20 protein-coding genes are annotated in these 22,145 nt (G+C 64.1%); 16 read left to right on the forward strand and 4 right to left on the reverse strand.

Annotation, left to right across the window (positions count from 1 at the left end; translation table 11 throughout):
• Positions 1 to 40 precede the first annotated feature (40 nt).
• From AB3L03_RS16845 to AB3L03_RS16855, 3 genes are all read left to right on the forward strand, one after another.
• Positions 41 to 454 (forward strand): helix-turn-helix domain-containing protein, encoded by a 414-nt coding sequence (locus tag AB3L03_RS16845; protein ID WP_007598327.1) that lies wholly within the window; start codon positions 41 to 43, stop codon positions 452 to 454.
• A gap of 84 nt (positions 455 to 538) precedes the next feature.
• The gene (locus AB3L03_RS16850; RefSeq protein WP_026233029.1) at positions 539 to 1,696 is read left to right on the forward strand and encodes a M20 family metallopeptidase; all 1,158 of its coding nucleotides are present in this window, start codon (positions 539 to 541) and stop codon (positions 1,694 to 1,696) included.
• Entirely contained in the window at positions 1,693 to 2,403 is a 711-nt protein-coding gene (locus tag AB3L03_RS16855) for a tRNA (guanine(46)-N(7))-methyltransferase TrmB (protein ID WP_085362005.1), read from the forward strand. Before AB3L03_RS16850 ends, AB3L03_RS16855 begins: the two co-directional genes overlap by 4 nt.
• Here the strand turns inward: AB3L03_RS16855 and AB3L03_RS16860 are convergent.
• On the reverse strand, positions 2,400 to 3,482 hold the full coding sequence (locus tag AB3L03_RS16860; protein WP_085362006.1) for a DUF2336 domain-containing protein: 1,083 nt from the start codon (positions 3,480 to 3,482) through the stop codon (positions 2,400 to 2,402). The genes AB3L03_RS16855 and AB3L03_RS16860 overlap by 4 nt on opposite strands.
• A gap of 364 nt (positions 3,483 to 3,846) precedes the next feature.
• On the opposite strand from AB3L03_RS16860, the gene rimP reads away from it, so the two are divergent.
• The 8 genes from rimP (at position 3,847) to pnp (ending at position 14,221) form a co-directional block, all read left to right on the forward strand.
• Positions 3,847 to 4,626, forward strand: coding sequence for a ribosome maturation factor RimP (gene rimP, locus AB3L03_RS16865; RefSeq protein WP_018455800.1), 780 nt, complete (start codon positions 3,847 to 3,849; stop codon positions 4,624 to 4,626).
• Between the two features lie 2 nt (positions 4,627 to 4,628).
• Entirely contained in the window at positions 4,629 to 6,239 is a 1,611-nt protein-coding gene (nusA, locus tag AB3L03_RS16870) for a transcription termination factor NusA (RefSeq protein ID WP_007603900.1), read from the forward strand.
• 22 nt (positions 6,240 to 6,261) lie between these two features.
• A complete protein-coding gene (locus AB3L03_RS16875; protein ID WP_018455799.1) occupies positions 6,262 to 6,945 on the forward strand; it encodes an RNA-binding protein in 684 nt (227 codons plus the stop codon).
• Positions 6,946 to 7,015: 70 nt separating this feature from the next.
• Positions 7,016 to 9,718: a translation initiation factor IF-2 gene (infB, locus tag AB3L03_RS16880; RefSeq protein WP_018455798.1), complete on the forward strand. Its 2,703-nt coding sequence runs from the start codon at positions 7,016 to 7,018 to the stop codon at positions 9,716 to 9,718.
• A gap of 155 nt (positions 9,719 to 9,873) precedes the next feature.
• A complete protein-coding gene (rbfA, locus tag AB3L03_RS16885) occupies positions 9,874 to 10,305 on the forward strand; it encodes a 30S ribosome-binding factor RbfA (protein ID WP_026233028.1) in 432 nt (143 codons plus the stop codon).
• On the forward strand, positions 10,302 to 11,420 hold the full coding sequence (gene truB / locus AB3L03_RS16890) for a tRNA pseudouridine(55) synthase TruB (protein ID WP_247375852.1): 1,119 nt from the start codon (positions 10,302 to 10,304) through the stop codon (positions 11,418 to 11,420). The genes rbfA and truB overlap by 4 nt, the downstream gene beginning before the upstream one ends.
• Positions 11,421 to 11,422: 2 nt before the next feature.
• On the forward strand, positions 11,423 to 11,692 hold the full coding sequence (gene rpsO / locus AB3L03_RS16895) for a 30S ribosomal protein S15 (RefSeq protein WP_007598346.1): 270 nt from the start codon (positions 11,423 to 11,425) through the stop codon (positions 11,690 to 11,692).
• Positions 11,693 to 12,067: 375 nt separating this feature from the next.
• Positions 12,068 to 14,221, forward strand: coding sequence for a polyribonucleotide nucleotidyltransferase (pnp, locus tag AB3L03_RS16900; protein ID WP_018455795.1), 2,154 nt, complete (start codon positions 12,068 to 12,070; stop codon positions 14,219 to 14,221).
• A 76-nt stretch (positions 14,222 to 14,297) separates the two neighbouring features.
• On the opposite strand, the gene katG is transcribed toward pnp, so the two are convergent.
• Complete coding sequence (gene katG, locus AB3L03_RS16905) at positions 14,298 to 16,466, reverse strand: catalase/peroxidase HPI (RefSeq protein ID WP_026233027.1); 2,169 nt, start codon at positions 16,464 to 16,466, stop codon at positions 14,298 to 14,300.
• 114 nt (positions 16,467 to 16,580) lie between these two features.
• Between katG and AB3L03_RS16910 the strand changes: the two genes are divergently transcribed.
• The 5 genes from AB3L03_RS16910 to AB3L03_RS16930 all read left to right on the forward strand — a co-directional run bounded on the left by AB3L03_RS16910 (position 16,581) and on the right by AB3L03_RS16930 (position 19,871).
• On the forward strand, positions 16,581 to 17,507 hold the full coding sequence (locus AB3L03_RS16910; RefSeq protein ID WP_018455793.1) for a hydrogen peroxide-inducible genes activator: 927 nt from the start codon (positions 16,581 to 16,583) through the stop codon (positions 17,505 to 17,507).
• A gap of 7 nt (positions 17,508 to 17,514) precedes the next feature.
• Positions 17,515 to 17,979, forward strand: coding sequence for a GNAT family N-acetyltransferase (locus tag AB3L03_RS16915; RefSeq protein ID WP_018455792.1), 465 nt, complete (start codon positions 17,515 to 17,517; stop codon positions 17,977 to 17,979).
• A gap of 321 nt (positions 17,980 to 18,300) precedes the next feature.
• On the forward strand, positions 18,301 to 18,909 hold the full coding sequence (locus tag AB3L03_RS16920; RefSeq protein ID WP_240543372.1) for a hypothetical protein: 609 nt from the start codon (positions 18,301 to 18,303) through the stop codon (positions 18,907 to 18,909).
• Between the two features lie 72 nt (positions 18,910 to 18,981).
• Complete coding sequence (locus AB3L03_RS16925) at positions 18,982 to 19,389, forward strand: hypothetical protein (protein ID WP_368508938.1); 408 nt, start codon at positions 18,982 to 18,984, stop codon at positions 19,387 to 19,389.
• Between the two features lie 8 nt (positions 19,390 to 19,397).
• Positions 19,398 to 19,871, forward strand: coding sequence for a hypothetical protein (locus AB3L03_RS16930; protein ID WP_368508939.1), 474 nt, complete (start codon positions 19,398 to 19,400; stop codon positions 19,869 to 19,871).
• 88 nt (positions 19,872 to 19,959) lie between these two features.
• On the opposite strand, the gene fabI is transcribed toward AB3L03_RS16930, so the two are convergent.
• Together fabI and fabB are read right to left on the reverse strand one after the other, a co-directional pair.
• On the reverse strand, positions 19,960 to 20,760 hold the full coding sequence (fabI, locus tag AB3L03_RS16935) for an enoyl-ACP reductase FabI (RefSeq protein ID WP_026233026.1): 801 nt from the start codon (positions 20,758 to 20,760) through the stop codon (positions 19,960 to 19,962).
• A gap of 155 nt (positions 20,761 to 20,915) precedes the next feature.
• A complete protein-coding gene (fabB, locus tag AB3L03_RS16940) occupies positions 20,916 to 22,139 on the reverse strand; it encodes a beta-ketoacyl-ACP synthase I (protein WP_026233025.1) in 1,224 nt (407 codons plus the stop codon).
• Positions 22,140 to 22,145 lie beyond the last annotated feature (6 nt).

Consider the following 22,145-nt stretch of genomic DNA (forward strand, 5'->3'; position numbering starts at 1 on the left):
TCCTGATTGCGCCGAAGGTGATGTTTGGAGGGCTGAGGAAATGTCGAAAGCGCCCAACCCTGTTGACAAATATGTCGGCAGTCGCGTGCGGATGCGCCGCATCATGTTGGGCATGAGCCAGGAAAAGCTCGGTGAAGCTTTGGGCCTGACTTTCCAACAAGTTCAGAAATACGAGAAGGGCACAAACCGGGTCGGCGCGAGCCGCATCCAGCAAATTGCCGAAATTCTCCAGGTGCCGGTGTCCTTCCTGTTCGAGGGCGGTCCGAGCGGCGTGGCGGGGCCGGACGGCTTCGCAGAAGGCGCATCGCCGTCTTACGTCTCGGATTTCCTCGCGACTTCCGAAGGACTCGCTTTGACCAAGGCGTTCACCCGAATCACCGATTCGAAGATGCGCCGCTCGATCGTCGATCTCGTCGAGCAGATTGCGGCCCGCGAAGGCCCCGACAAGCGCTGACGCGCCATCTCAATCCGATTTGAGACTGCGTCAAATCTGGCCTATGTCGTCATTTGTGGCGCGCTTTGATGCGCGTCCTCCTTGATGATGCGATTCAAAGGCACAGATGCGCCCATGGCCAGCTCCAATTGGTTCGATTCTCAAACTATTCTCGATGGCATCCGCCGCTGGGTGGAGGTCGAGACGCCAACGGACACGCCTGAACAGGTCAACAAGCTCGTCTCGATGGTCGCGGAGCAATACCGCGATCTCCCTGTTACGCTCGAGCGCATCGCCGGTGTCGATGGTTGCGGCGATCATCTCGTGGCGCGCTCGACCTGGGGCCAGGACCGGCCGGGCATCCTGGTGCTGAGCCACCTCGATACCGTTCACCCCATGGGATTCATCGAGCGCCTGCCGTTCAAGGTCGAAGGCGACAGCGCGTTCGGTCCCGGCATCTACGACATGAAGGGCGGCGCCTACATCGCCCACCACGCCTTTCGCGCGCTTTGCGCCACGGCCGATCGCCGGCCGCTCGGCATCACCCATCTGTTCACTTCGGACGAGGAGATCGGCAGCCCCACCTCTCGCGCACTCATCGAGACCGAAGGGCGCAAGGCGAAGTACGTGCTGGTGACGGAGCCGGCGCGCGAGGGCGGCAAGATCGTCACCGGTCGCAAGGGCGTCGGGCGATTCGAAGTGTTCATCAAGGGCGTGCCCGCGCATGCCGGCACGCGGCCCCAGGATGGCCGCAGCGCGATCCGCGAGCTTGCCAACGTCATCCTGGCGCTGGAGGCGATGAACGATCTGGCGCGCGGCGTCACCGTCAATGTCGGCGTGGTGCGCGGCGGCACGCGGCCCAACGTGACCCCGGAAGAAGCCTATGCTGAAATCGATCTGCGCGTGCCGAGCTTCAAGGACGCGGATGAATTCGTCGGCAAGATCCTCGCTTTGACATCGAAGACAGATGGCGTCACCGTCAAGGTCACGGGCGGGCTCAATCGTCCGCCTTACGAGAAGAGCAATGCAGGCGCTTCGCTGTACGAACATGCAAAGACGGTTGCCACGGAGATCGGCTTCGATCTGGTGGACGTTCACACCGGCGGCGGCTCGGACGGCAATTTCACCGCCGCCCACACCGCGACGCTCGACGGGCTCGGCGTCGACGGCAAGGGCGCGCACACCCATTATGAGCAGCTCTATGTCTCGTCGCTCGCACCGCGCGCGCGGCTGCTCCACCGCCTCTACCAGACGCTACGATGAGTGAGCGCAAATCAGATCCGGATCGCGAGGACAGCGAGCGCGCCTTCTTCGGACGCCGCAAGGGCCACAAGCTCAGGCAGCACCAAGCCGAGCTGATCGATCATCTGCTGCCGCGTCTTGCGCTCGCCATCGACCGCGCAGCACCGGCGGATGCCCGCGAGATCTTCGCCCCCGCAGCCGACGATTTGCGGCTCGAGATCGGCTTCGGCGGCGGCGAGCATCTTGCGGCGGAAGCGCAGACCTTCGCCACAACCGGCTTCATTGGCTGCGAGCCTTACGTCAACGGCATGGCGAAGATCCTCGCGCAGATCGAGGCCGCCGAGATCGGCAACATCCGCCTGTTCGCAGGCGATGCCGCCGAGCTCCTGGCCTGGCTGCCGGAAGCTTCGCTGTCGCGGATTGACCTGATCCATCCCGATCCCTGGCCGAAACGGCGGCACTGGAAGCGGCGCTTCGTCCAGGACCGGACCATCGCCGCGATGGCGCGCGTGTTGAAAGCCGGCGGCGAATTTCGTTTCGTCTGCGACATCGACGATTACTGCGCCTGGACGCTGTCGCATCTGTCGCGCTCGCAGGACTTTGTCTGGCTCGCGGAGCGCGCCGATGATTTTCGCCTGCCGTGGGCCGGATACACGATGACGCGCTACGGCCGAAAGGCCACTCGCGAGGGGCGCAAGGCGGCGTATCTGCGATTCAGGCGGGTCTAGATCGTCTGCCGGTTGCGCCAGAAATTCACGACGCGCTCGGCGGTCGTCGGCATCAAGCGCGTGAAATTCGCGCGCGCCTGCTCAAGATCGGCATCGGCTGGCGTGCGATTCGGGCCGTACCACATCAGGATCAGCGCCCGCACCGTCGGCCAGCTGACATTCAGCACACGCCCCAGCACCAGAATTGGATCGTAGCGGTCACCCGTGATCAGGCGGTCGAGGACCGAGAGGCGGACTCCGGACATCGCCGAGAGCGAAGCGATCGCCTCCTCGTATTTGTAGGCCTTCGCGAAGCCAAACAGCGCGCTCTCGCCAAGATGGCCCCCGCGATGCAAGGCCAGCACCGTACGTTGCGCTCCCGAGAAATCGCGACGCGGGCCCGGCGGCAGCGTGGCTTCCTCGATGGCCGCCATGGCGCGCGTGATCTCGACCTGGCGCACGGGATTGACCACGCTCGAGAGGCGACGGCGGATGACGTCGAGCGTACCGTCGAGAAGCTGTTTCAGGTTCTCACCCGAAAGATCGCTGCGCTGGCCGATCCTGAGCGTCAGCACGCCATCCTGCGCGGCACGCTTGATCAGCTCCGAATAGCTGCCAGGCGAGAACACCGCGCCGGCATTGCCCGCGGCGCGGCGCACCACGTCGCGATCGCCGCGCTCGACCAGCACGTCGGTGATGACAGCCGACAGCGTGGGGCGTTCGCTCATCGCCAGCAGATGTCCCTGGCCCTTCAGTCGCGCGATTTCGACGAGAGCGGCGTCGTCGAGCACGGGCGAATGGCGCAGCACGGGGCCCGCCACCGCGATTTCGTTTTCGCGCGCGAGCTCGCTCACGAGACGCCGCGGCGCGTTGTTCAGGCGCGAGAAGCGTTCGGCGAGATCGACGCGCGAGGCGAGCTCGGCATGCGGGACGAGATCGATCAGCAGATTGTCGAAGAGATCGATGACATCGGGACGGAGGTTCTCGGCGTCCTGAAAGAACAATTGGGAAATGGCATGCGCGATCTCGCCGCGACGCCGCGGGTCGCCGCGTTTGACGATATCGTCCAGTCCGGGAATGAGCGACGTGGCAACGGTCATGAAAACGCAAACTCGTAGGGGGCACGCCGCGGGTACGCCCTGGTCCAAGCCGCCCCACAATCAGGGAATCTAGGCCTTGGAGGTGAAGGAAGCGTTGCGCCAGCGGGCCGCACAGCGGGCGCAAAAAGCCTCGCGCGCCGTGCAATGGGCCTTGTCCGAGAGGGCGGAAAGGGCTATATCACCGGCAATTCATCTTCTCATACGATCCGCGTAGTGAGAGTGGGCCCGAAAGGACCCGCTCTTTTTTATTACCTGAACGCGGCCTGGTGGAAGATGTGCGGCCCGCCGATCTGTCGGGAGAGTTCCGAAGCGGGCTTGAAAGCTTAACCAAGCCTTAACCATACCGAGCGCCTTGACCTCTGACATGACCGAACCGAACCCTGGTTCCACGGATGCCGAATTGCTGGCCGAGCCGAGGCTCGTGGTCGAGCCGGGCGTCGCGGCGCGGGTGTCCGCGGTCGCGGGGCCGGTGCTCGAAGGCATGGGCTACCGCCTGGTGCGGATCCGCATTTCCGGGGAATCCGGCTGCACCGTGCAGGTTATGGCAGAGCGGCCGGACGGCTCCATGCAGATCGAGGATTGCGAGGCGATCTCGCGGGCACTGTCGCCCGTGCTCGACGTCGCCGATCCCGTCGATCGCGCCTATCGGCTGGAAATCTCCTCACCGGGGATCGACCGCCCGCTGGTGCGCCGCTCCGATTTCGAGCGTTATGCCGGCCATCTGGTGAAGGTCGAAATGGCTGTCGCCCATGAGGGGCGGAAGCGGTTCCGCGGCACGATCGGCCCCGTCGAAGGCGACCGCGTGCATCTGCATCGCGACGACATCAAGGCGGGCGAGGCTGCCGACGTTCTCCTGACGATGGAAGACATCGCCGAGGCACGGCTGGTGCTGACGGACGAGCTGATCGCGGAATCCATGCGCCGCGGCAAGGCCCAGGCCCGCGAAATGCGCCGCAATCTCGGCCTCGAGCCGCCGGCGGCGCCGCACGCCAGCATCAGCGAAAAAACGACCAAGAACACCAAGCCGACTAAGAAACCGACGCCGGCCGCGACGAAGAAGCCGGCTCCGACCAATACCAAGAAACATCGCCTGGCCGCCGAACGCGCGCGACGGGGCGAAATCGATCCTGACGAAGGAGACTAGCCATGGCAGTCAGCGCCAATCGACTTGAATTGCTTCAGATCGCCGACGCCGTTGCGCGCGAGAAATCGATCGACCGCGGCATCGTCATCGCGGCGATGGAGGATGCCATCGCCAAGGCGGCGCGGGCCCGCTACGGCAGCGAGACCGACGTTCACGCCGAGATCGACCCGAAGAAGGGCGAGCTGCGGCTGTCGCGCCACATGCTGGTGGTCGAGACGGTCGAAAACCATTCCAACCAGATTTCGCTGGTGGATGCGCAGCGCGCCAATCCCGGTGCCCAGGTCGGCGACACCATCGCCGACACCCTGCCGCCGCTGGAATATGGCCGCATCGCCGCGCAATCCGCCAAGCAGGTGATCGTGCAAAAGGTGCGCGAAGCCGAGCGCGACCGGCAATATATGGAATTCAAGGACCGCATCGGCGACATCGTCAACGGCGTCGTCAAGCGCGTCGAATATGGCAGTGTGATCGTCGATCTCGGCCGCGGCGAGGCCATCATCCGCCGCGACGAGATGCTGCCGCGCGAAGTGTTCCGCAACGGCGACCGCGTCCGCGCCTACATCTTCGATGTCCGCCGCGAGACCCGCGGGCCGCAGATCTTCCTCTCCCGCACCCATCCGCAGTTCATGGCAAAGCTGTTCGCGCAGGAAGTGCCCGAGATCTATGACGGCATCGTCGAGATCAAGGCGGTCGCCCGCGATCCCGGCTCGCGCGCAAAAATCGGCGTGATTTCTCGTGATTCCTCGGTCGATCCGGTCGGCGCCTGCGTCGGTATGCGCGGTTCGCGCGTGCAGGCGGTGGTGAACGAATTGCAGGGCGAGAAGATCGACATCATCCCCTGGTCGCCCGACATCGCGACCTTCGTGGTCAACGCGCTGGCGCCGGCCGAAGTCTCCAAGGTCGTCATCGACGAAGACCGCGAGCGCATCGAGGTCGTCGTGCCCGACACCAACAACCAGCTCTCGCTGGCGATCGGCCGCCGAGGCCAGAATGTGCGTCTGGCCTCGCAGCTCACCGGCTGGGACATCGACATCCTGACCGAGCAGGAGGAATCGGAGCGCCGCCAGGCCGACTTCGAGAACTCCACCCGCGTCTTCATGGAATCGCTCAATGTCGACGAAGTGGTCGGCCAGTTGCTGGCGTCCGAAGGCTTCACGTCGGTCGAGGAACTCGCGATGGTGGACGTCAAGGAACTCGCCGGCATCGAAGGTTTCGACGAGGAGACCGCGCAGGAACTCCAGAACCGCGCCCGGGAATATCTCGAACAGCTGGAAGCCGAGCTCGAGGCCAGGCGCAAGGAACTCGGCGTCGAGGACGCCGTGAAGGACGTGCCCGGCGTCACCTCGAAGATGCTGGTGAAGTTCGGCGAGAACGACATCAAGACCGTCGACGACCTCGCCGGCTGCGCCACGGACGATCTGGTCGGCTGGACCGAGCGCAAGGAAGGCGGCGAGCAGACCAAATATCCGGGCGCGCTCGATGGCCTGGAGATCTCCCGTGACGATGCTGAAGCGATGATCATGCAGGCCCGCGTCAAGGCCGGATGGATCACCGAGGCCGATCTCGCCAAGCCTGCTGAAGAGGCCGAGGCGACCGAAGATCAGCCGGCTTAGGGCGAAGGAGGATGTCACCCGGATGCTCGCCGATACTGACCCCGAACTCGACCATGGACCGCGGACCGAAAGGTCCGCGACCGTGCGGATGTGTGCGGTCAGCCGCGAGGTCCGGCCGATCGACGAGCTGATCCGCTTCGTCGTCTCGCCGCAAGGGCACATAGTTCCCGATCTCAAGCGCAAGCTGCCCGGACGCGGCATGTGGGTCACCGCCTCGCGCGAGGTGGTTGCGGAAGCCGTTCGGCGTCACCATTTTACGAAAGCCTTCAAGCGCGAGCTGCGCATCCCTCAGACGTTTCCCGCCGACCTCGAGGCGCTCCTGGTCCGGAGCGTGGTCGAAGCCCTTGGGATTGCGGCCAAGGCGCGCCAGATCGTCGCCGGTTTCGGCAAGGTCGAAAGCGCGCTTCGGGAGGGTACGGTCGAGGTCCTGATCCATGCCAGCGACGGGGCCGCGGACGGAATCCGCAAATTGGACATGCTGGCGCGTCAAAATGAGGGAAATCGCGGCGCCAAGCCGGAGATTCCCGTCGTCACTGCACTAAAATCGACAGAATTGGATTTGGCACTTACCCGGTCAAATGTGATACATGCTGCCCTGCTCGCGGGCCCGGCGAGCAAGTCATTCCTGTCACGTAGCCAGATGCTGGTCCGATACCGGATGGCGGACGCTGACAGGACTGCCGAAAAGCCCGGCCAGGATTTCTGAGAGACAACGACCACCCGATAGCACGGTGCGGCAACGCACAAGACAACAAGATCAGGATTAGGACTGCTTAATGGTTGATACCAAGACCCCTGGCGACAAGAAGCTGAGCGTTCCGAGCAAGACGCTATCGCTCAAGCCGCGCGTCGAAACGGGCACCGTGCGCCAGAGCTTCAGTCATGGCCGTAGCAAACAGGTCGTGGTCGAGAAGCGTGGCAAGCGCCGTGTCGACGGCAGCCCTGAACCGCAGGTGGCCGAAGTGGCGAAGCCCGCGCCGGCCGCCGCGCCCAAGCCTGCCCCGGCGCGCCCCGCGCCGCCGCGCAACGCCGGCTCCGGCGTGGTGCTGCGCACGCTGACCGAGGACGAACGTTCCGCCCGCGCCAGCGCGCTGGCCGATGCCAAGGTGCGCGAAGTCGAAGAGCGCCGCCATGCCGAAGAAGAGGCCCAGCGCCGCGCGGTCCGCGAAAGCGCCGAGCGTGCTGATCGTGAGGCCGCCGAAGCCCGCCGCAAGGCCGAGGAGGAGCGTCACCGTCACGAGGAGGAAGCCAAGCGGAAGGCCGAAACCGAGGCCAAGAAGCGTTTTGGCGAAGGCGAGCAGCCGCAATCTGTGGCGCGCCCTGCAACGGGGACCTCGGCCGCTCCTGCAGCGCGGCCCGGAGCGCCGATGGCGCGACCCGGCACAACCACCACGGCACGCCCGGGAACAACGACCGCGCGACCCGGAACGACCACGCAGCGGCCGGGAGGCCCGGTGGGCCGCGCCCCCGCCGTCGCAGCCGGACCGGACGAGGACGACGGTCCGCGCCAGATCCGTCGCGGCCCCGGCGGCGCTGCGCGGCCTGTGGTCGCTCCCAAGCCCACCCACAAGCCCGGCCCGCAGAAGGAGCGCGGCCGCCTGACGGTCGTCACCGCCTTCAATGCCGACGACGTCCGCGAGCGCTCGATCGCCTCGTTCCGCCGCCGCACCCAGCGCCTGAAGGGCCATGCCGCGAACGAGCCGAAGGAAAAGCTCATCCGCGAGGTGGTCATTCCGGAAGCGATCACCATCCAGGAGCTCGCCAACCGCATGTCGGAGCGCGCGGTGGAAATCATCCGCATGCTGATGAAGCAGGGCGCGATCCACAAGATCACCGACGTGATCGATGCCGACACTGCGCAGCTGATCGCCGAGGAGCTTGGTCACACCGTCAAGCGCGTTGCCGCGTCCGACGTTGAAGAAGGCCTGTTCGACGCCATCGACGATTCGACCGACACCGAGCCGCGCTCGCCGGTGGTGACGGTGATGGGTCACGTCGACCACGGCAAGACCTCGCTGCTCGATGCGCTTCGTCATGCCAACGTGGTCTCCGGCGAAGCCGGCGGCATCACCCAGCATATCGGCGCCTATCAGGTGCTGTCGCCCGAAAGCGGCAAGAAGATCACCTTCATCGACACGCCCGGCCACGCCGCGTTCACCGCGATGCGCGCGCGCGGCGCCAAGGTGACCGACATCGTCGTGCTGGTGGTTGCGGCCGACGACGGCGTGATGCCGCAGACGATCGAAGCCATCAACCACGCCAAGGCGGCGCGGGTGCCGATCATTGTTGCCATCAACAAGATCGACAAGCCCGACGCCAAGCCCGAGCGCGTGCGCACCGAGCTGCTCCAGCACGAGGTGCAGGTCGAATCCTTCGGCGGCGAAGTCGTCGATGTCGAAGTGTCGGCGAAGAACAAGACGAATCTCGACAAGCTGCTCGAGATGATCGCGCTCCAGGCCGACATCCTCGACCTCAAGACCAATTCGGATCGTCCGGCCGAAGGCACCGTGATCGAAGCCAAGCTCGATCGTGGCCGCGGTCCGGTCGCGACCGTTCTGGTCCAGCGCGGCACGCTCCGTGTCGGTGACATCATCGTCGCCGGCGCCGAAATGGGCCGCGTCCGCGCGCTGATCTCGGATCAGGGCGAGACGGTGCAGGAGGCAGGTCCATCCGTGCCGGTCGAGGTGCTCGGCTTCAACGGTCCGCCGGAAGCCGGCGATCGTCTCGCCGTGGTCGAGAACGAAGCCCGCGCCCGCCAGGTCACCAGCTACCGCGCGCACCAGAAGCGCGAGAACGCGGCTGCCTCGATCTCCGGCATGCGCGGCTCGCTCGAGCAGATGATGTCGCAGTTGAAGACGGCGGGCCGCAAGGAATTCCCGCTGATCATCAAGGCCGACGTGCAGGGCTCGCTGGAAGCGATCCTCGGCTCGCTGGAGAAGCTCGGCACCGACGAAGTCGCCGCGCGCATCCTGCATGCGGGTGTCGGCGGCATCTCGGAATCGGACGTGACGCTCGCGGAGGGCTTCAACGCCGCGATCATCGGCTTCTCGGTTCGTGCGAACAAGGAGGCCGCTGCGGCCGCCAAGCGCAACGGCATCGAGATCCGCTACTACAACATCATCTACGACCTCGTGGACGACGTGAAGAAGGCCATGAGCGGCCTGCTCGCGCCGACCCTGCGGGAAACCATGCTCGGCAATGCCGCGATCCTGGAGATCTTCAACATCTCCAAGGTCGGCAAGGTCGCCGGCTGCCGCGTCACCGACGGCACCGTGGAACGCGGCGCCAACGTGCGCCTGATCCGCGACAACGTCGTCGTGCACGAAGGCAAGCTGTCGACGCTGAAGCGCTTCAAGGACGAAGTGAAGGAAGTCCAGTCCGGTCAGGAATGCGGCATGGCCTTCGAGAACTATCACGACATGCGCGCCGGTGACGTCATCGAGTGTTACCGCGTGGAGACGATCCAGCGCTCCCTGTAAGTCCAAATCTTACCGAAGCGCCTGGATCTTTTTGAACTGAATTGCGGGAGTACGATGGCCGGATTTTTTCCGGCCATCCGCCCCTCTTCGTTTCAGCAAGACAAATGACAATGCCCGTGTCCCAAAAGCGGGCATGACGAGGTGATTTTCAGACCATGCCCCGCCATCATCAAAAAAAGAGTTCCGCGTCTGGCGGCTCGCAACGTCAGTTGCGGGTCGGCGAGCAGGTTCGCCATGCGATAGCCGAGATTCTGGCGCAAGGCAGCGTGCATGATGCTGACCTCGAAGGTCACATCATCACCGTGCCGGAGGTGCGGATGTCGCCCGACCTGAAGCTCGCAACAGTCTACGTGATGCCGCTCGGTGGCCGCGACACCGAGATCGTCCTCGCTGCGCTCGAGCGCAACAAGAAATTCCTGCGCGGCGAGGTCGCGCGGCGCGTTAACTTGAAATTTGCACCTGACCTTCGCTTCCGCGTCGACGAACGATTCGACGAAGCGGAACGGATCGAGAAGCTTTTGCGAACACCCGCGGTGCAGAAGGACCTGGAACAGGATCCGGATACGGATCGGGAAGAAGAACGATGACGATGGACCCGGCTCACGGCACGATCGGCGGCGAAGAGGCCGATCAGCTCGACGTGCAGAAGAATAATTTTGCGGACATGAGCGGCAATTCTCAGCCCGCTCAAGAGCCGCGCCGCGTCAACAACGATCCGCGCGCCAACAAGCAGAAGGGCAACCAGCCGCGCCGCGACCGTCGCGACGTCCACGGCTGGGTCGTGCTCGACAAGCCGATCGGCATGACCTCGACGCAGGCCGTTGCCGTGCTCAAGCGCCTGTTCAACGCCAAACGCGCCGGCCATGCCGGCACGCTAGATCCGCTGGCCTCCGGCGGCCTGCCGATCGCGCTCGGCGAGGCCACCAAGACCGTCCCCTTCGTCATGGACGGCCGCAAGCGCTACCGGTTCACGGTGTGCTGGGGCGAGGAGCGCGACACCGACGACATCGAGGGCCGGGCGACCGCAACCTCGGACCAGCGCCCGACTCGGGAGGCCATCGAGGCCCTGCTGCCCCGTTTCACCGGGGTGATCCAGCAGATCCCGCCGCGCTATTCCGCGATCAAGGTCCAGGGCGAGCGCGCCTACGACCTCGCCCGCGACGGCGAGATCGTGGAACTGGCCTCGCGCCCGGTCGAGATTCACCGATTAAGCCTTGTAGATCAACCGGATAGCGACCTGGCCGTGTTCGAGGCCGAGTGCGGCAAGGGCACCTATGTCCGCGCGCTGGCCCGCGATATGGGCCGGATTCTCGGCACTTACGGCCATATCTGCGCACTGCGGCGGACCCTGGTCGGCCCATTTGGCGAGAACGACATGATTCCGCTGGATCAGCTGGAGGCTTTGTGCGATAGAGCCGCGTCCGGCGAGGGTAGCCTCGCCGACGCGCTTATGCCCGTTGAGACCGCGCTGGACGACATCCCGGCACTGGCCGTCACTCGGGCTGATGCGGCAAGGCTCCATCGGGGCCAGGCCGTTTTGTTGCGCGGACGGGATGCGCCCACTTGTAGCGGCACAGTCTATGTCACGGTGGCAGGCCGGCTTCTCGCGCTTGCCGAAGTCGGCAATGGCGAAATCATCCCCAAGCGTGTGTTCAACCTGACCGGCCTGACTGCCAGCGCCGATCGCAACGAGAGAAATTGACGATGTCGATTGCCGCAGAACGCAAAGCGGAAGTCATCAAGACGAATGCCAACAAGGCCGGCGATACCGGCTCGCCAGAGGTTCAGGTCGCGATCCTGTCGGAACGCATCGCCAACCTCACCAACCATTTCAAGACCCACGTGAAGGACAATCATTCGCGTCGCGGTCTCTTGAAGCTGGTCTCGACCCGCCGCTCGCTCCTCGACTATGTGAAGAAGAAGGACGAGGCGCGCTACAAGGCGCTGCTCGAGAAGCACAACATTCGTCGTTAAGAGTTCTTGCGCGCGCCAACCGGCGCGCGTTTTCGCGCGTGATTTCGAACGAAAGCGTTTGTTTAAAGGTTTTTCGTCGAGGCTGCGTGCGCGTCGGATGCGAGCCGTTGACGGCGAGCATCCGGGCATGATGGGCGAACACCGCGCTTCGGTGTTCGCGTTCGTGCCGACTGACAGTCCAGCAGCAATCCGGCGGCTGGGCACAACGGGCAAGGCGCCCGTATGACCCGAAGGGATGGACGCCATCGAAATCCAAAAACCATGGCAGGATCGCAGGACGCTGATCGCCCGCTTCGATCAACGTCCCGCAATCTTGCGCATGGTTTTTGTTTTTCGACCCGTCCTTCTTTCGAGAACCCATGAAAGAAGACCTCTATGTTCAATAAGCATTCAGTCGAGATCGACTGGGGTGGACGCCCTCTCAAGCTTGAAACCGGCAAGATCGCCCGCCAGGCCGACGGCGCCGTCGTCGCGACCTACGGCGAGACCGTGGTGCTCGCCACCGTCGTTGCCGCGAAGTCACCGCGTGAAGGCGTCGACTTCCTGCCACTGACCGTCGACTACCAGGAGAAGACCTACGCAGCCGGCCGCATTCCCGGTGGCTATTTCAAGCGCGAGGGTCGTCCGACCGAGAAGGAAACGCTGGTCTCCCGCCTGATCGACCGTCCGATCCGTCCGCTGTTCGTCGACGGCTGGCGCAACGAGACCCAGGTGATCGTGACCGTGCTCTCGCACGATATGGAGAACGATCCCGATATCGTCGCGCTGGTGGCCTCATCGGCTGCGCTGACCCTGTCGGGCGCTCCCTTCAAGGGCCCGATCGGCGCCGCGCGCGTCGGCTTCGCCAATGACGAGTTCATCCTCAACCCGACGCTCGACGAGATGGTCGACACTCAGCTCGACCTCGTCGTCGCCGGCACTGCGGACGCCGTGCTGATGGTGGAATCGGAAGCCAAGGAGCTGAACGAAGAGATCATGCTCGGCGCCGTGATGTTCGGTCACCGCCACTTCCAGCCGGTGATCAACGCGATCATCGAGCTCGCCGAAAAGGCCGCGAAGGAGCCGCGCGAGGTCACCGCGATCGACAATTCGGCGCTCGAAAAGGAAATGCTCGGCATGGTCGAGCAGGAACTGCGCGCCGCCTACGCCATTCCGGTCAAGCAGGATCGCTACGCCGCGGTCGGCAAGGTCAAGGAAAAGGTGATCGCGCACTACTTCCCGGAAGGCCAAGAGCCGAAATACGACAAGCTGCGCATCGGCGGCGTGTTCAAGGAGCTCGAAGCCAAGATCGTTCGCTGGAACATTCTCGACACCGGCAAGCGCATCGACGGCCGCGATTCCAAGACCGTGCGCAACATCGTCGCCGAAGTCGGCGTGCTGCCCCGCGCCCACGGTTCGGCGCTGTTCACCCGCGGCGAGACCCAGGCGCTGGTCGTGACCACGCTCGGCACCGGCGAGGACGAGCAGTACATCGACGCGCTGTCGGGAACGTACAAAGAGACGTTCCTGCTGCACTACAATTTCCCTCCCTACTCGGTCGGTGAGACCGGCCGCCTCGGCGGTACCAAGCGCCGCGAGATCGGCCACGGCAAGCTCGCCTGGCGTGCGATCCACCCGGTGCTGCCGCCGCACCACGAATTCCCCTACACCACGCGCGTGGTGTCGGAGATCACCGAATCCAACGGCTCCTCGTCGATGGCATCGGTCTGCGGCGCCTCGCTCGCGCTGATGGACGCCGGCGTGCCGTTGAAGCGGCCGACCGCGGGCATCGCAATGGGCCTGATCCTCGAAGACAAGCGCTTCGCGGTTCTCTCGGACATCCTCGGTGACGAGGACCATCTCGGCGACATGGACTTCAAGGTCGCCGGTACCGAGCAGGGCATCACCTCGCTCCAGATGGACATCAAGATCGAGGGCATCACCGAGGAGATCATGAAGGTCGCGCTCGGTCAGGCTAAGGATGGGCGTATCTACATCCTCGGCGAGATGTCGAAGGCGCTCACCAACGCCCGCGCCGAGCTCGGCGAATACGCGCCGCGCATCGAGACCTTCAAGATCGCCACCGACAAGATCCGCGAAGTGATCGGCACCGGCGGCAAGGTGATCCGCGAGATCGTCGAGAAGACCGGCGCCAAGGTCAACATCGAGGACGACGGCACCGTGAAGGTCGCCTCCAGCGACGGCGAGGCGATGAAGGCCGCGATCAAGTGGATCAAGTCGATCGCCTCCGATCCGGAAGTCGGCCAGATCTATGACGGCACCGTCGTCAAGGTGATGGAGTTCGGCGCTTTCGTGAACTTCTTCGGCTCCAAGGACGGCCTTGTCCACATCAGCCAGCTCGCCTCGGCGCGAGTGCAGAAGACCTCCGACGTCGTCAAGGAAGGCGACAAGGTCAAGGTCAAGCTGCTCGGCTTCGACGACCGCGGCAAGACCCGCCTGTCGATGAAGGTGGTCGACCAGGAGACCGGCGAAGACCTCGAGGGCAAGGGCGAGAGCCAGCAGCCCGCGCGCGAAGCGGCCGGCGAGTAAATCTCGCTACCTGCCAGAAACACGAAGGGCGGCCTCGCGGCCGCCCTTTTTGTTTGTCGCTTGCCGAACTTTGGAATCAGGCCGCGATGTCGTAGCGATCGAGGTTCATCACCTTGGTCCAGGCCTTGGCGAAGTCCTTGACGAACTGCTCTTTGGAATCCGACGTGGCATAGACCTCTGCGTAGGCGCGAAGCTGCGAGTGTGCGCCGAAGATCAGGTCGACGCGCGTGCCGGTCCACTTGACCGCGTTGGTCTTGCGGTCGCGGGCCTCATAGGTGCCGTCGGTGCCGGCCGGCGTCCACTGCGTGCTCATGTCGAGCAGGTTGACGAAGAAGTCGTTGCTCAGCGTTCCCACCTTCGAGGTGAGGACGCCGTTCTTCGAACCGTTCGCATTGGCACCGAGCACGCGCAGACCGCCGACGAGCACCGTCATCTCCGGGCCGGTAAGCCGGAGCAGCTGCGCACGATCGACCAGAGCCTCCTCGGGCATCATGAACTGCTGCCGCTTGCCGATGAAGTTGCGGAAGCCATCGGCCCGCGGCTCCAGCGGAGCAAACGAAGCGGCGTCGGTCTGCTCCTGCGAGGCATCCATGCGGCCCGGCGTGAAGCCGACCTTGACGTCGACGCCGGCATCCTTGGCGGCCTTCTCGACCGCGGCGGTGCCGCCGAGCACGATGAGGTCCGCCAGCGAGACCTTCTTCGCACCGGATGACGCGTTGAAGTCCTTCTGGATCGCTTCGAGCTTGCCCAGGACCTTCGAGAGCTGAGCCGGCTCGTTCACTTCCCAATCCTTCTGCGGGGCGAGGCGGATACGCGCGCCGTTGGCGCCGCCGCGCTTGTCCGAGCCGCGGAACGTCGAGGCCGACGCCCAGGCGGTCGAGACCAGCTCCGAGACCGACAGACCCGAGGCCAGGATCTTGGTCTTCAGCGAGGCGATATCCTGCTCGCTGGCCAGCTCGTGATTCACAGCAGGGATCGGATCCTGCCAGATCAGGGTTTCCTTCGGCACCAGCGGACCGAGATAGCGCACCACCGGACCCATGTCGCGATGGGTGAGCTTGAACCAGGCACGGGCGAAGGCGTCCGCGAACTGATCGGGATTCTCGAGGAAGCGGCGCGAGATCTTCTCATAGGCCGGATCCATACGCAGCGAGAGGTCGGTCGTCAGCATCGTCGGCCGATGCTTCTTGGACTTGTCGAAGGCATCGGGAATGATCGCCTCGGCGCCCTTGGCCGTCCACTGCTGCGCACCGCCCGGGCTCTTAGTCAGCTCCCATTCGTACTTGAACAGGTTCTCGAAGAAGTTGTTGCTCCACTTCGTCGGCGTCGTGGTCCAGGTCACCTCGAGACCGCTGGTGATGGAATCGCCGCCAATGCCCGACGCGTGCTTGCTCTTCCAGCCGAGGCCCTGATCTTCGAGCGCGCCCGCTTCCGGCTCCGGTCCGACCAGCGACGGATCGCCGGCGCCGTGGGTCTTGCCGAAGGTGTGGCCGCCGGCGATCAGTGCGACGGTTTCCTCGTCGTTCATCGCCATGCGGAAAAAGGTCTCGCGAATGTCCTTGGCCGCGGCGATCGGATCCGGCTTGCCGTTCGGGCCTTCCGGATTGACGTAGATGAGGCCCATCTGCACCGCGCCGAGCGGCTCGGCGAGCTGGCGTTCGCCGCTGTAGCGCTCATCGCCCAGCCAGGTGCCTTCCGGACCCCAATAGAGCTCTTCCGGCTCCCAGACGTCGACGCGGCCGCCGGCAAAGCCAAAGGTCTTGAAGCCCATCGACTCCAGCGCGACGTTGCCCGCCAGCACCATCAGATCGGCCCAGGAAATCTTGCGGCCGTATTTCTGCTTGATCGGCCAGAGCAGACGGCGTGCCTTGTCGAGATTTGCGTTATCGGGCCAGCTGTTGAGCGGCGCGAAACGCTGCTGTCCGGCGCCGGCGCCACCGCGACCGTCGGTGGTGCGGTAGGTGCCCGCGCTGTGCCAGGCCATGCGGATCATGAGGCCGCCGTAGTGACCGAAGTCGGCGGGCCACCATTCCTGCGATTCCGTCATCAGAGCGGTCAGGTCCTTGATGACCGCGTTCAGGTCGAGCGACTTGAATTCCTTGGCGTAGTCGAAGTCCTTGTCCATCGGGTCGGACTTGGCGGAATTCTTGTGCAGCATCTCGATGCTGAGCTGGGTCGGCCACCAATCGCGGTTCGCCGGCACACGTTTTCCACCCGAAAACGGGCACTTTGAAGTGTCGTCCATGAATACCTCCTCTGGTGGCGTCGAACTCGCGCCTTTGACCAGATAGAAACACTCTAAGCTTCACGTTCGATCAGGGGAAGTTGACTTTAATGATCGCAGCGATAAGATTTTCTGATGCTAAACCTCACGCTGCGCCAGCTCCGGTATTTCGACGCCCTGGCCCGTCACAGTCATTTCGGCCGCGCGGCTGAGTCCTGCTCGATCTCGCAGCCTGCCCTGTCGATGCAGATCAAGGAGCTGGAGGAGGCGCTCGGCGGTCTGCTGCTGGAGCGCAGCGCCCGGCAGGTGGCGCTGACCCGATTTGGCGAGGAGCTCGCGCAGCGCGTCCGCGACATCTTGCGCTCGGTCGACGAGCTCGGCGATTTCGCCCGCGCCTCGCAGGACCGGTTCTCCGGACGGCTGCGCATCGGCATGATTCCGACGATCGCGCCCTATCTGCTGCCGACGATCACCAAGAATCTGACGCGCATGCATCCGGAGCTCGACATCCGCGTGCGCGAGACGATGACGCCGCGGCTGATTCAGGAACTGGTGGAGGGTCGGCTCGATACCGCCATCGTGGCGCTGCCGGTGTCCGAGCCCTCGCTCACCGAGGTCGCCCTGTTCGAGGAAAAATTCCTGCTGGTGCGGCCGAGTGCGGATGAGGGAACGCCGGCACCGTCGCGGGAGATGATGCGCGAGATGCGGCTGCTGTTGCTCGAAGAGGGGCACTGCTTCCGCGATCAGGCGCTGTCATTCTGCAACATGCAATCGGCGCCGCCACGCGAGATGCTGGATGCCAATTCGCTGTCGACGCTGGTCCAGATGGTCAGCGCCGGCATCGGCGTCACGTTGATCCCCGAGATGGCGGTGTCAGTTGAGACGCGATCGGCCTCGGTCTCGCTCGCGCGCTTCCGCGACCCGCAGCCGTCGCGCACCATCGGCATGGTCTGGCGCAAGACCAGCCCGCTGGCGCGGCAACTCCTGCAAATCTCCGAGGTGGTGTGCCTGTCGGCGGGCAAGGTGCGCGCACGTCCATCCGTGCGCAGCAAGCCAACCTGAGGCCTCGATGTCGCATCCCATCATTCGCCCAGCCCGCGCGGACGAATACGACGAGATCGGCCGTATCTGGATGGAGAGCTGGGTCTCGACCGGCCTCGGCGAGACGAGCGACTTCCTGCTGGCAAACCTGCGTGCACGGATCCGGCGCGAGACCGAGGACGGCTGGAGCCTGTTCGTCGCCGACGACGACGGCACGATCGCCGCGATGCTGGCGCTGCATTTGCCAAAACTCTATCTCGACATGCTGTTCGTCGCGCCCGCCTATCAGGGCCAATCGCTCGGCCGCCAATTGCTTGGCTTCACGCGCACACAAATGCCCGACGAGATGTCTCTGCGCTGCATCCGCGAGAACGAAAAAGCCTGGCGCTGGTACGAGCGCGAGGGCTTTGTGTTCGAGAAAGAAGAGGTCGAGCCGTCGAACGGATTCATGATGAAGTATTATCGGTGGCGGCGGCAGCGACCCGCCGGATAGGCAGTGGTCGCCTGGTGCAGCTTGCGGTTGTCACGGTTCCAATTTACTGTGGCGTATCCGCCGTCCTCCTGCCCCCTGATCTCCCGGAATCGATGCTTCGAATTGCTGTCTCGCTGATCGCGTTGCTGTCCCTGCTCACCACGGCAGCCGCGCAAAGCCCCTCCCGCAACCACCGCGCCTCCCGCTCAGACGGCGGCGCCAGCCAAGAAGGCAGTCAAGAAGGCGGCGCCGAAGGCCAAACCGGCTGCACAACAGCCAGTTGCGGCGGAGAGCGGCCCCTGTCAGATCGGCGTCATTTCCGCGATCGGAGACCAGTTCTCGGTGCAACATGTCGGCCTCACGATGTTCGGCAACGAGTATATGGAGGCGCCGATCGAGACGTGGGGTATCGATGATCTGTTCGTCGCGAGGGTTCGCGCCACGGCTCCCGGCACGGCTGTCCGAAAGGTCGCTTACGCAAGCGGAGCCTTCAGGCCGTACTATCATCCGGAAGCGAAACTGTTCCGCAATGACCGCGACGACCTGACGGCGCTGGTGCGGCAGATCGCCGGAGCTGCAAATTGCGAACGCTACGTCGTAGCCACGAAAGCCCGCGTTTCGGTGGATGGCACCAATCAATCAATCGAGGGCCTCGGGGTCTACAAGAATTGGGCGAGCCCTTCCGGGCGCGGCGTCGTGGTTTCCTATTTCCGCATAAACGTTTTTGACGGACGGACTTTCGACATCCATCGGGCGCCTACCCGCAGCTTCGGCGATGTGATTGCTTCGAGTTTCTCCAACAAGAACGACAATATGCAAATCCTCAACAATCTCGAATTTCCCAAGACCCCTGAACAGGTGACCAGCAGTGCATTGCTGCGTGACAGCACACGCAGCCTGCTCACGGCCCAGCTGGACAGGTATCTACCCGCGTATATCAAGGGCGAGTAAGCGCCTTTGCCGAGGGGACGCGACAAAGACTATCGCTCGTCCGCTTCCTGCGGCTGGGCTGCATTTGACGTTTTGGCCCGGCTCGTCGTCCTTGCGGCCGTCGCGTGGTGCTTTTCGACATCTGCTTGGGCGCAGACCAAATTGGTACCACCAGGGGCGGAAACGGCAGGATCAGCCGTCAAGCAAAGCAACAACAAGACGACCACGCGGCGTGAAGCGACGGGCAAACCCGCTCCCGTGGTCGGCGGCCCGTGCGACTTCGGTGTCGTCGTCACCACCGGCGATGAGTTCACCGTGCTGACGACCGGCCTGACCGTATTTCAGCACAAGAAGACGGTCGTCCCGATCCCGGGCTGGGGACTCAATGATCTGATCTTCGCGCGGATCTCGCGCCACGATCCCTGCCGGCGTGTCCGTTCTGGAGAATCCCCTACAACCCGGCGAAATTTCCTCCCCGCGATGAGTCCAAGGACACATTGAAGGACAGGTTGTTCCGCGATCTCAATGCGGAGCTGGCCCAATACATGCGCGACGTCGCGAAAGGAACGAATTGCCGGCACTACATCCAGATCCTCAATTCAATCAGCCCTTTCGGGTCATCCAACTATACGGTCCGCGGCTTCGGCATCCTCAACCATGATGTGGTGCTCGGGCGTCGCATCTATCTCTACGCCCTGGCGTTTGTCCGCATCTTCGATGGGCGCGACTTCTCCGTTGTCAGACAGAGTTCTGCGCTGATCAACACGCATCATTCCCTTATGGTGCAGAGGCTCCTGGGCGTGCAAATCGGCGGCCCCTATCGCGAACTACCCGCAGAATCGTTTCCAACCCGCCCTGAAGATGCCGCCGACAATCCCGCACTGCGCGACGACGTGCGTGCCATGCTGACGGAAAGCCTCGACAAGACGCTGCCGCTGCTGATCGGGGTTCAACGAGCGGCGCGCAACAGCGACGCGCGCTGATCGACACGTCCTTCGCAGCAGGAACTGGTCTCGATTATTGAGAAATCGTGGGCACGTCGCTTGCGCGCCTTTGCCCACTCTACGAGAGCTAATCCTGCGCCTTCAAATCGTCCGGCCGCGGCATCAGGACGGTGTTGTAGCCGGAATCGACATAGTGGATCTCGCCGGTCACGCCGCCGGAGAGATCCGACAACAGATACAGCGCCGAGCCGCCGAGCTCGTCGAGCGTCACGCCCCGGCGGAGCGGCGAATGTTTTTGCATGAAGGCGAACATCGCGCGCGCCTCGCCGATGCCGGAGCCGGCGAGCGTGCGGATCGGGCCGGCGGAGATCGCGTTGACGCGGATGCCGCGCGGTCCGAAATCCGAGGCGAGATAGCGCACCGAGGCTTCCAGCGCCGCCTTGGCCACGCCCATCACGTTGTAGTTCGGCATCGCGCGTTCCGAGGCGCCGAAGGTCAGCGTGATCATGCTGCCGCCCTCCGTCATCAGCTCGGCGGCGCGTTTTGCCACTTCCGTGAAGGAGAAGCAGGAGATCACCATGGTGCGCGAAAAATTCTCGCGGCTGGTGTCGGCGTAGCGACCCTTGAGCTCGTTCTTGTCGGCGAAGCCGATCGCGTGGATCACGAAATCCAGCCGGCCCCACTTTTCGCGCAAGGCCGTGAATGTGGCGTCGACGCTGGCGATGTCCTCGACGTCGCAGGGCAGCACCATGTCGACGCCAAGCTGCTCCGCCAGCGGCTTAACACGCTTGCCCAGCGCCTCGCCCTGGAAGGTGAAGGCAAGCTCGGCGCCGTGGGCATGCAGCGTCTTCGCCATGCCCCAGGCGATCGAATGATCATTGGCGATGCCCATGATCAGACCGCGCTTGCCTTTCATTAAACCTTCCATTGCCTGATAGCTCCCATTATTCCGGCGTCATCGCCCGCCTTGCGCGCACTTGCGCACTGGGGCAGGCGATCCAGTATTTCGAGGCGATTACTGCAAATCGAGAAGTTGCGGCGTGCTGGATGCCCGCCTTCGCGGGGCATGACAGCGTGCCAAAATTACGCATCCAGCCGGCTGAACACCAGCGTGGCGTTGGTGCCGCCGAAGCCGAAGGAGTTCGACAGCACGGTGCCGATTTTGACGTTGTCGATGCGCTTGCGCACGATCGGCATGTCGGCGAACACGGGGTCGAGCTCCTGGATGTGGGCGCTCTCGCAGATGAAACCATTGTTCATCATCAGCAGCGAATAGATCGCTTCCTGCACGCCGGTTGCGCCCAGGGAGTGACCGGTCAGCGCCTTGGTCGCCGAGATCGGCGGGCACTTCTCGCCGCTTCCGAACACCCTGCGGAGTGCGTCGATCTCCGGCGGATCGCCGGCCGGGGTCGATGTCGCGTGCGGATTGATGTAGTCGACCTTGGTCTTCACGGTCGACATCGCCATGCGCATGCAGCGCTCGGCGCCCTCACCTGATGGTGCGACCATGTCGTAGCCGTCGGACGTCGCGCCATAGCCGACGATCTCGCCGTAAATGCGTGCGCCCCGCGCCTTGGCATGCTCGAGCTCTTCCAGCACCAGCACGCCGGCTCCGCCGGCAATCACGAAGCCGTCGCGGTTGACGTCGTAGGGACGGGAGGCCGTCGCAGGCGTGTCGTTGTACTTCGAGGACATCGCGCCCATGGCGTCGAACAGCACCGACAGCGACCAGTCCAGCTCCTCGCAGCCGCCGGCGAAGATGACGTCCTGCTTGCCGATCTGGATCGTTTCATAGGCATTGCCGACGCAATGGTTCGACGTCGCGCAGGCCGACGAGATAGAATAGTTCACGCCCTTGATCTTGAACCAGGTCGCAAGCGTTGCGGAGGCCGTGGAGGACATCGCCTTCGGCACTGCAAACGGCCCGACACGCTTCGGTCCCTTGGTGCGGGTGATGTCGGCGGCTTCGACGATGGTGCGCGCCGACGGACCGCCGGAGCCCATGATGATGCCGGTGCGAATATTGGAAATTTCGTCGGGCGAAAGACCGGAATCCTGGATCGCCTGTTCCATCGCGACGTGATTCCACGCCGCGCCCTGACCGAGGAAACGCATGGCGCGGCGGTCGACCACCGTCGAAGGATCGAGCGTCGGCGCACCCTGCACCTGGGAGCGGAAGCCGAGCTCGGCATATTTTTCAGCCCGCGAAATGCCCGACTTCGCCTCGTGAAGGCTCGCAAGCACCTCCTGGGTGTTGTTTCCGATGGAGGAGACAATGCCCATCCCGGTGACCACAACCCGCCTCATGACAGC

The sequence above is a fragment of the Bradyrhizobium lupini genome (genome assembly GCF_040939785.1).
GTDB classification, from domain to species: domain Bacteria; phylum Pseudomonadota; class Alphaproteobacteria; order Rhizobiales; family Xanthobacteraceae; genus Bradyrhizobium; species Bradyrhizobium canariense_D.

Coding starts and splice junctions, on each gene's coding strand:
- AB3L03_RS16875 (WP_018455799.1), top strand. CDS start 6,262: ATGCTCGCCGATACTGACCCCGAACTCGACCATGGACCGCGGACCGAA.
- nusA (WP_007603900.1), top strand. CDS start 4,629: ATGGCAGTCAGCGCCAATCGACTTGAATTGCTTCAGATCGCCGACGCC.
- AB3L03_RS16850 (WP_026233029.1), top strand. CDS start 539: ATGATGCGATTCAAAGGCACAGATGCGCCCATGGCCAGCTCCAATTGG.
- fabI (WP_026233026.1), bottom strand. CDS start 20,760: ATGGAAGGTTTAATGAAAGGCAAGCGCGGTCTGATCATGGGCATCGCC.
- rimP (WP_018455800.1), top strand. CDS start 3,847: ATGACCGAACCGAACCCTGGTTCCACGGATGCCGAATTGCTGGCCGAG.
- AB3L03_RS16910 (WP_018455793.1), top strand. CDS start 16,581: ATGCTAAACCTCACGCTGCGCCAGCTCCGGTATTTCGACGCCCTGGCC.
- AB3L03_RS16860 (WP_085362006.1), bottom strand. CDS start 3,482: ATGACCGTTGCCACGTCGCTCATTCCCGGACTGGACGATATCGTCAAA.
- truB (WP_247375852.1), top strand. CDS start 10,302: ATGACGATGGACCCGGCTCACGGCACGATCGGCGGCGAAGAGGCCGAT.
- infB (WP_018455798.1), top strand. CDS start 7,016: ATGGTTGATACCAAGACCCCTGGCGACAAGAAGCTGAGCGTTCCGAGC.
- fabB (WP_026233025.1), bottom strand. CDS start 22,139: ATGAGGCGGGTTGTGGTCACCGGGATGGGCATTGTCTCCTCCATCGGA.
- AB3L03_RS16845 (WP_007598327.1), top strand. CDS start 41: ATGTCGAAAGCGCCCAACCCTGTTGACAAATATGTCGGCAGTCGCGTG.
- pnp (WP_018455795.1), top strand. CDS start 12,068: ATGTTCAATAAGCATTCAGTCGAGATCGACTGGGGTGGACGCCCTCTC.
- AB3L03_RS16915 (WP_018455792.1), top strand. CDS start 17,515: ATGTCGCATCCCATCATTCGCCCAGCCCGCGCGGACGAATACGACGAG.
- katG (WP_026233027.1), bottom strand. CDS start 16,466: ATGGACGACACTTCAAAGTGCCCGTTTTCGGGTGGAAAACGTGTGCCG.
- rbfA (WP_026233028.1), top strand. CDS start 9,874: ATGCCCCGCCATCATCAAAAAAAGAGTTCCGCGTCTGGCGGCTCGCAA.
- rpsO (WP_007598346.1), top strand. CDS start 11,423: ATGTCGATTGCCGCAGAACGCAAAGCGGAAGTCATCAAGACGAATGCC.
- AB3L03_RS16855 (WP_085362005.1), top strand. CDS start 1,693: ATGAGTGAGCGCAAATCAGATCCGGATCGCGAGGACAGCGAGCGCGCC.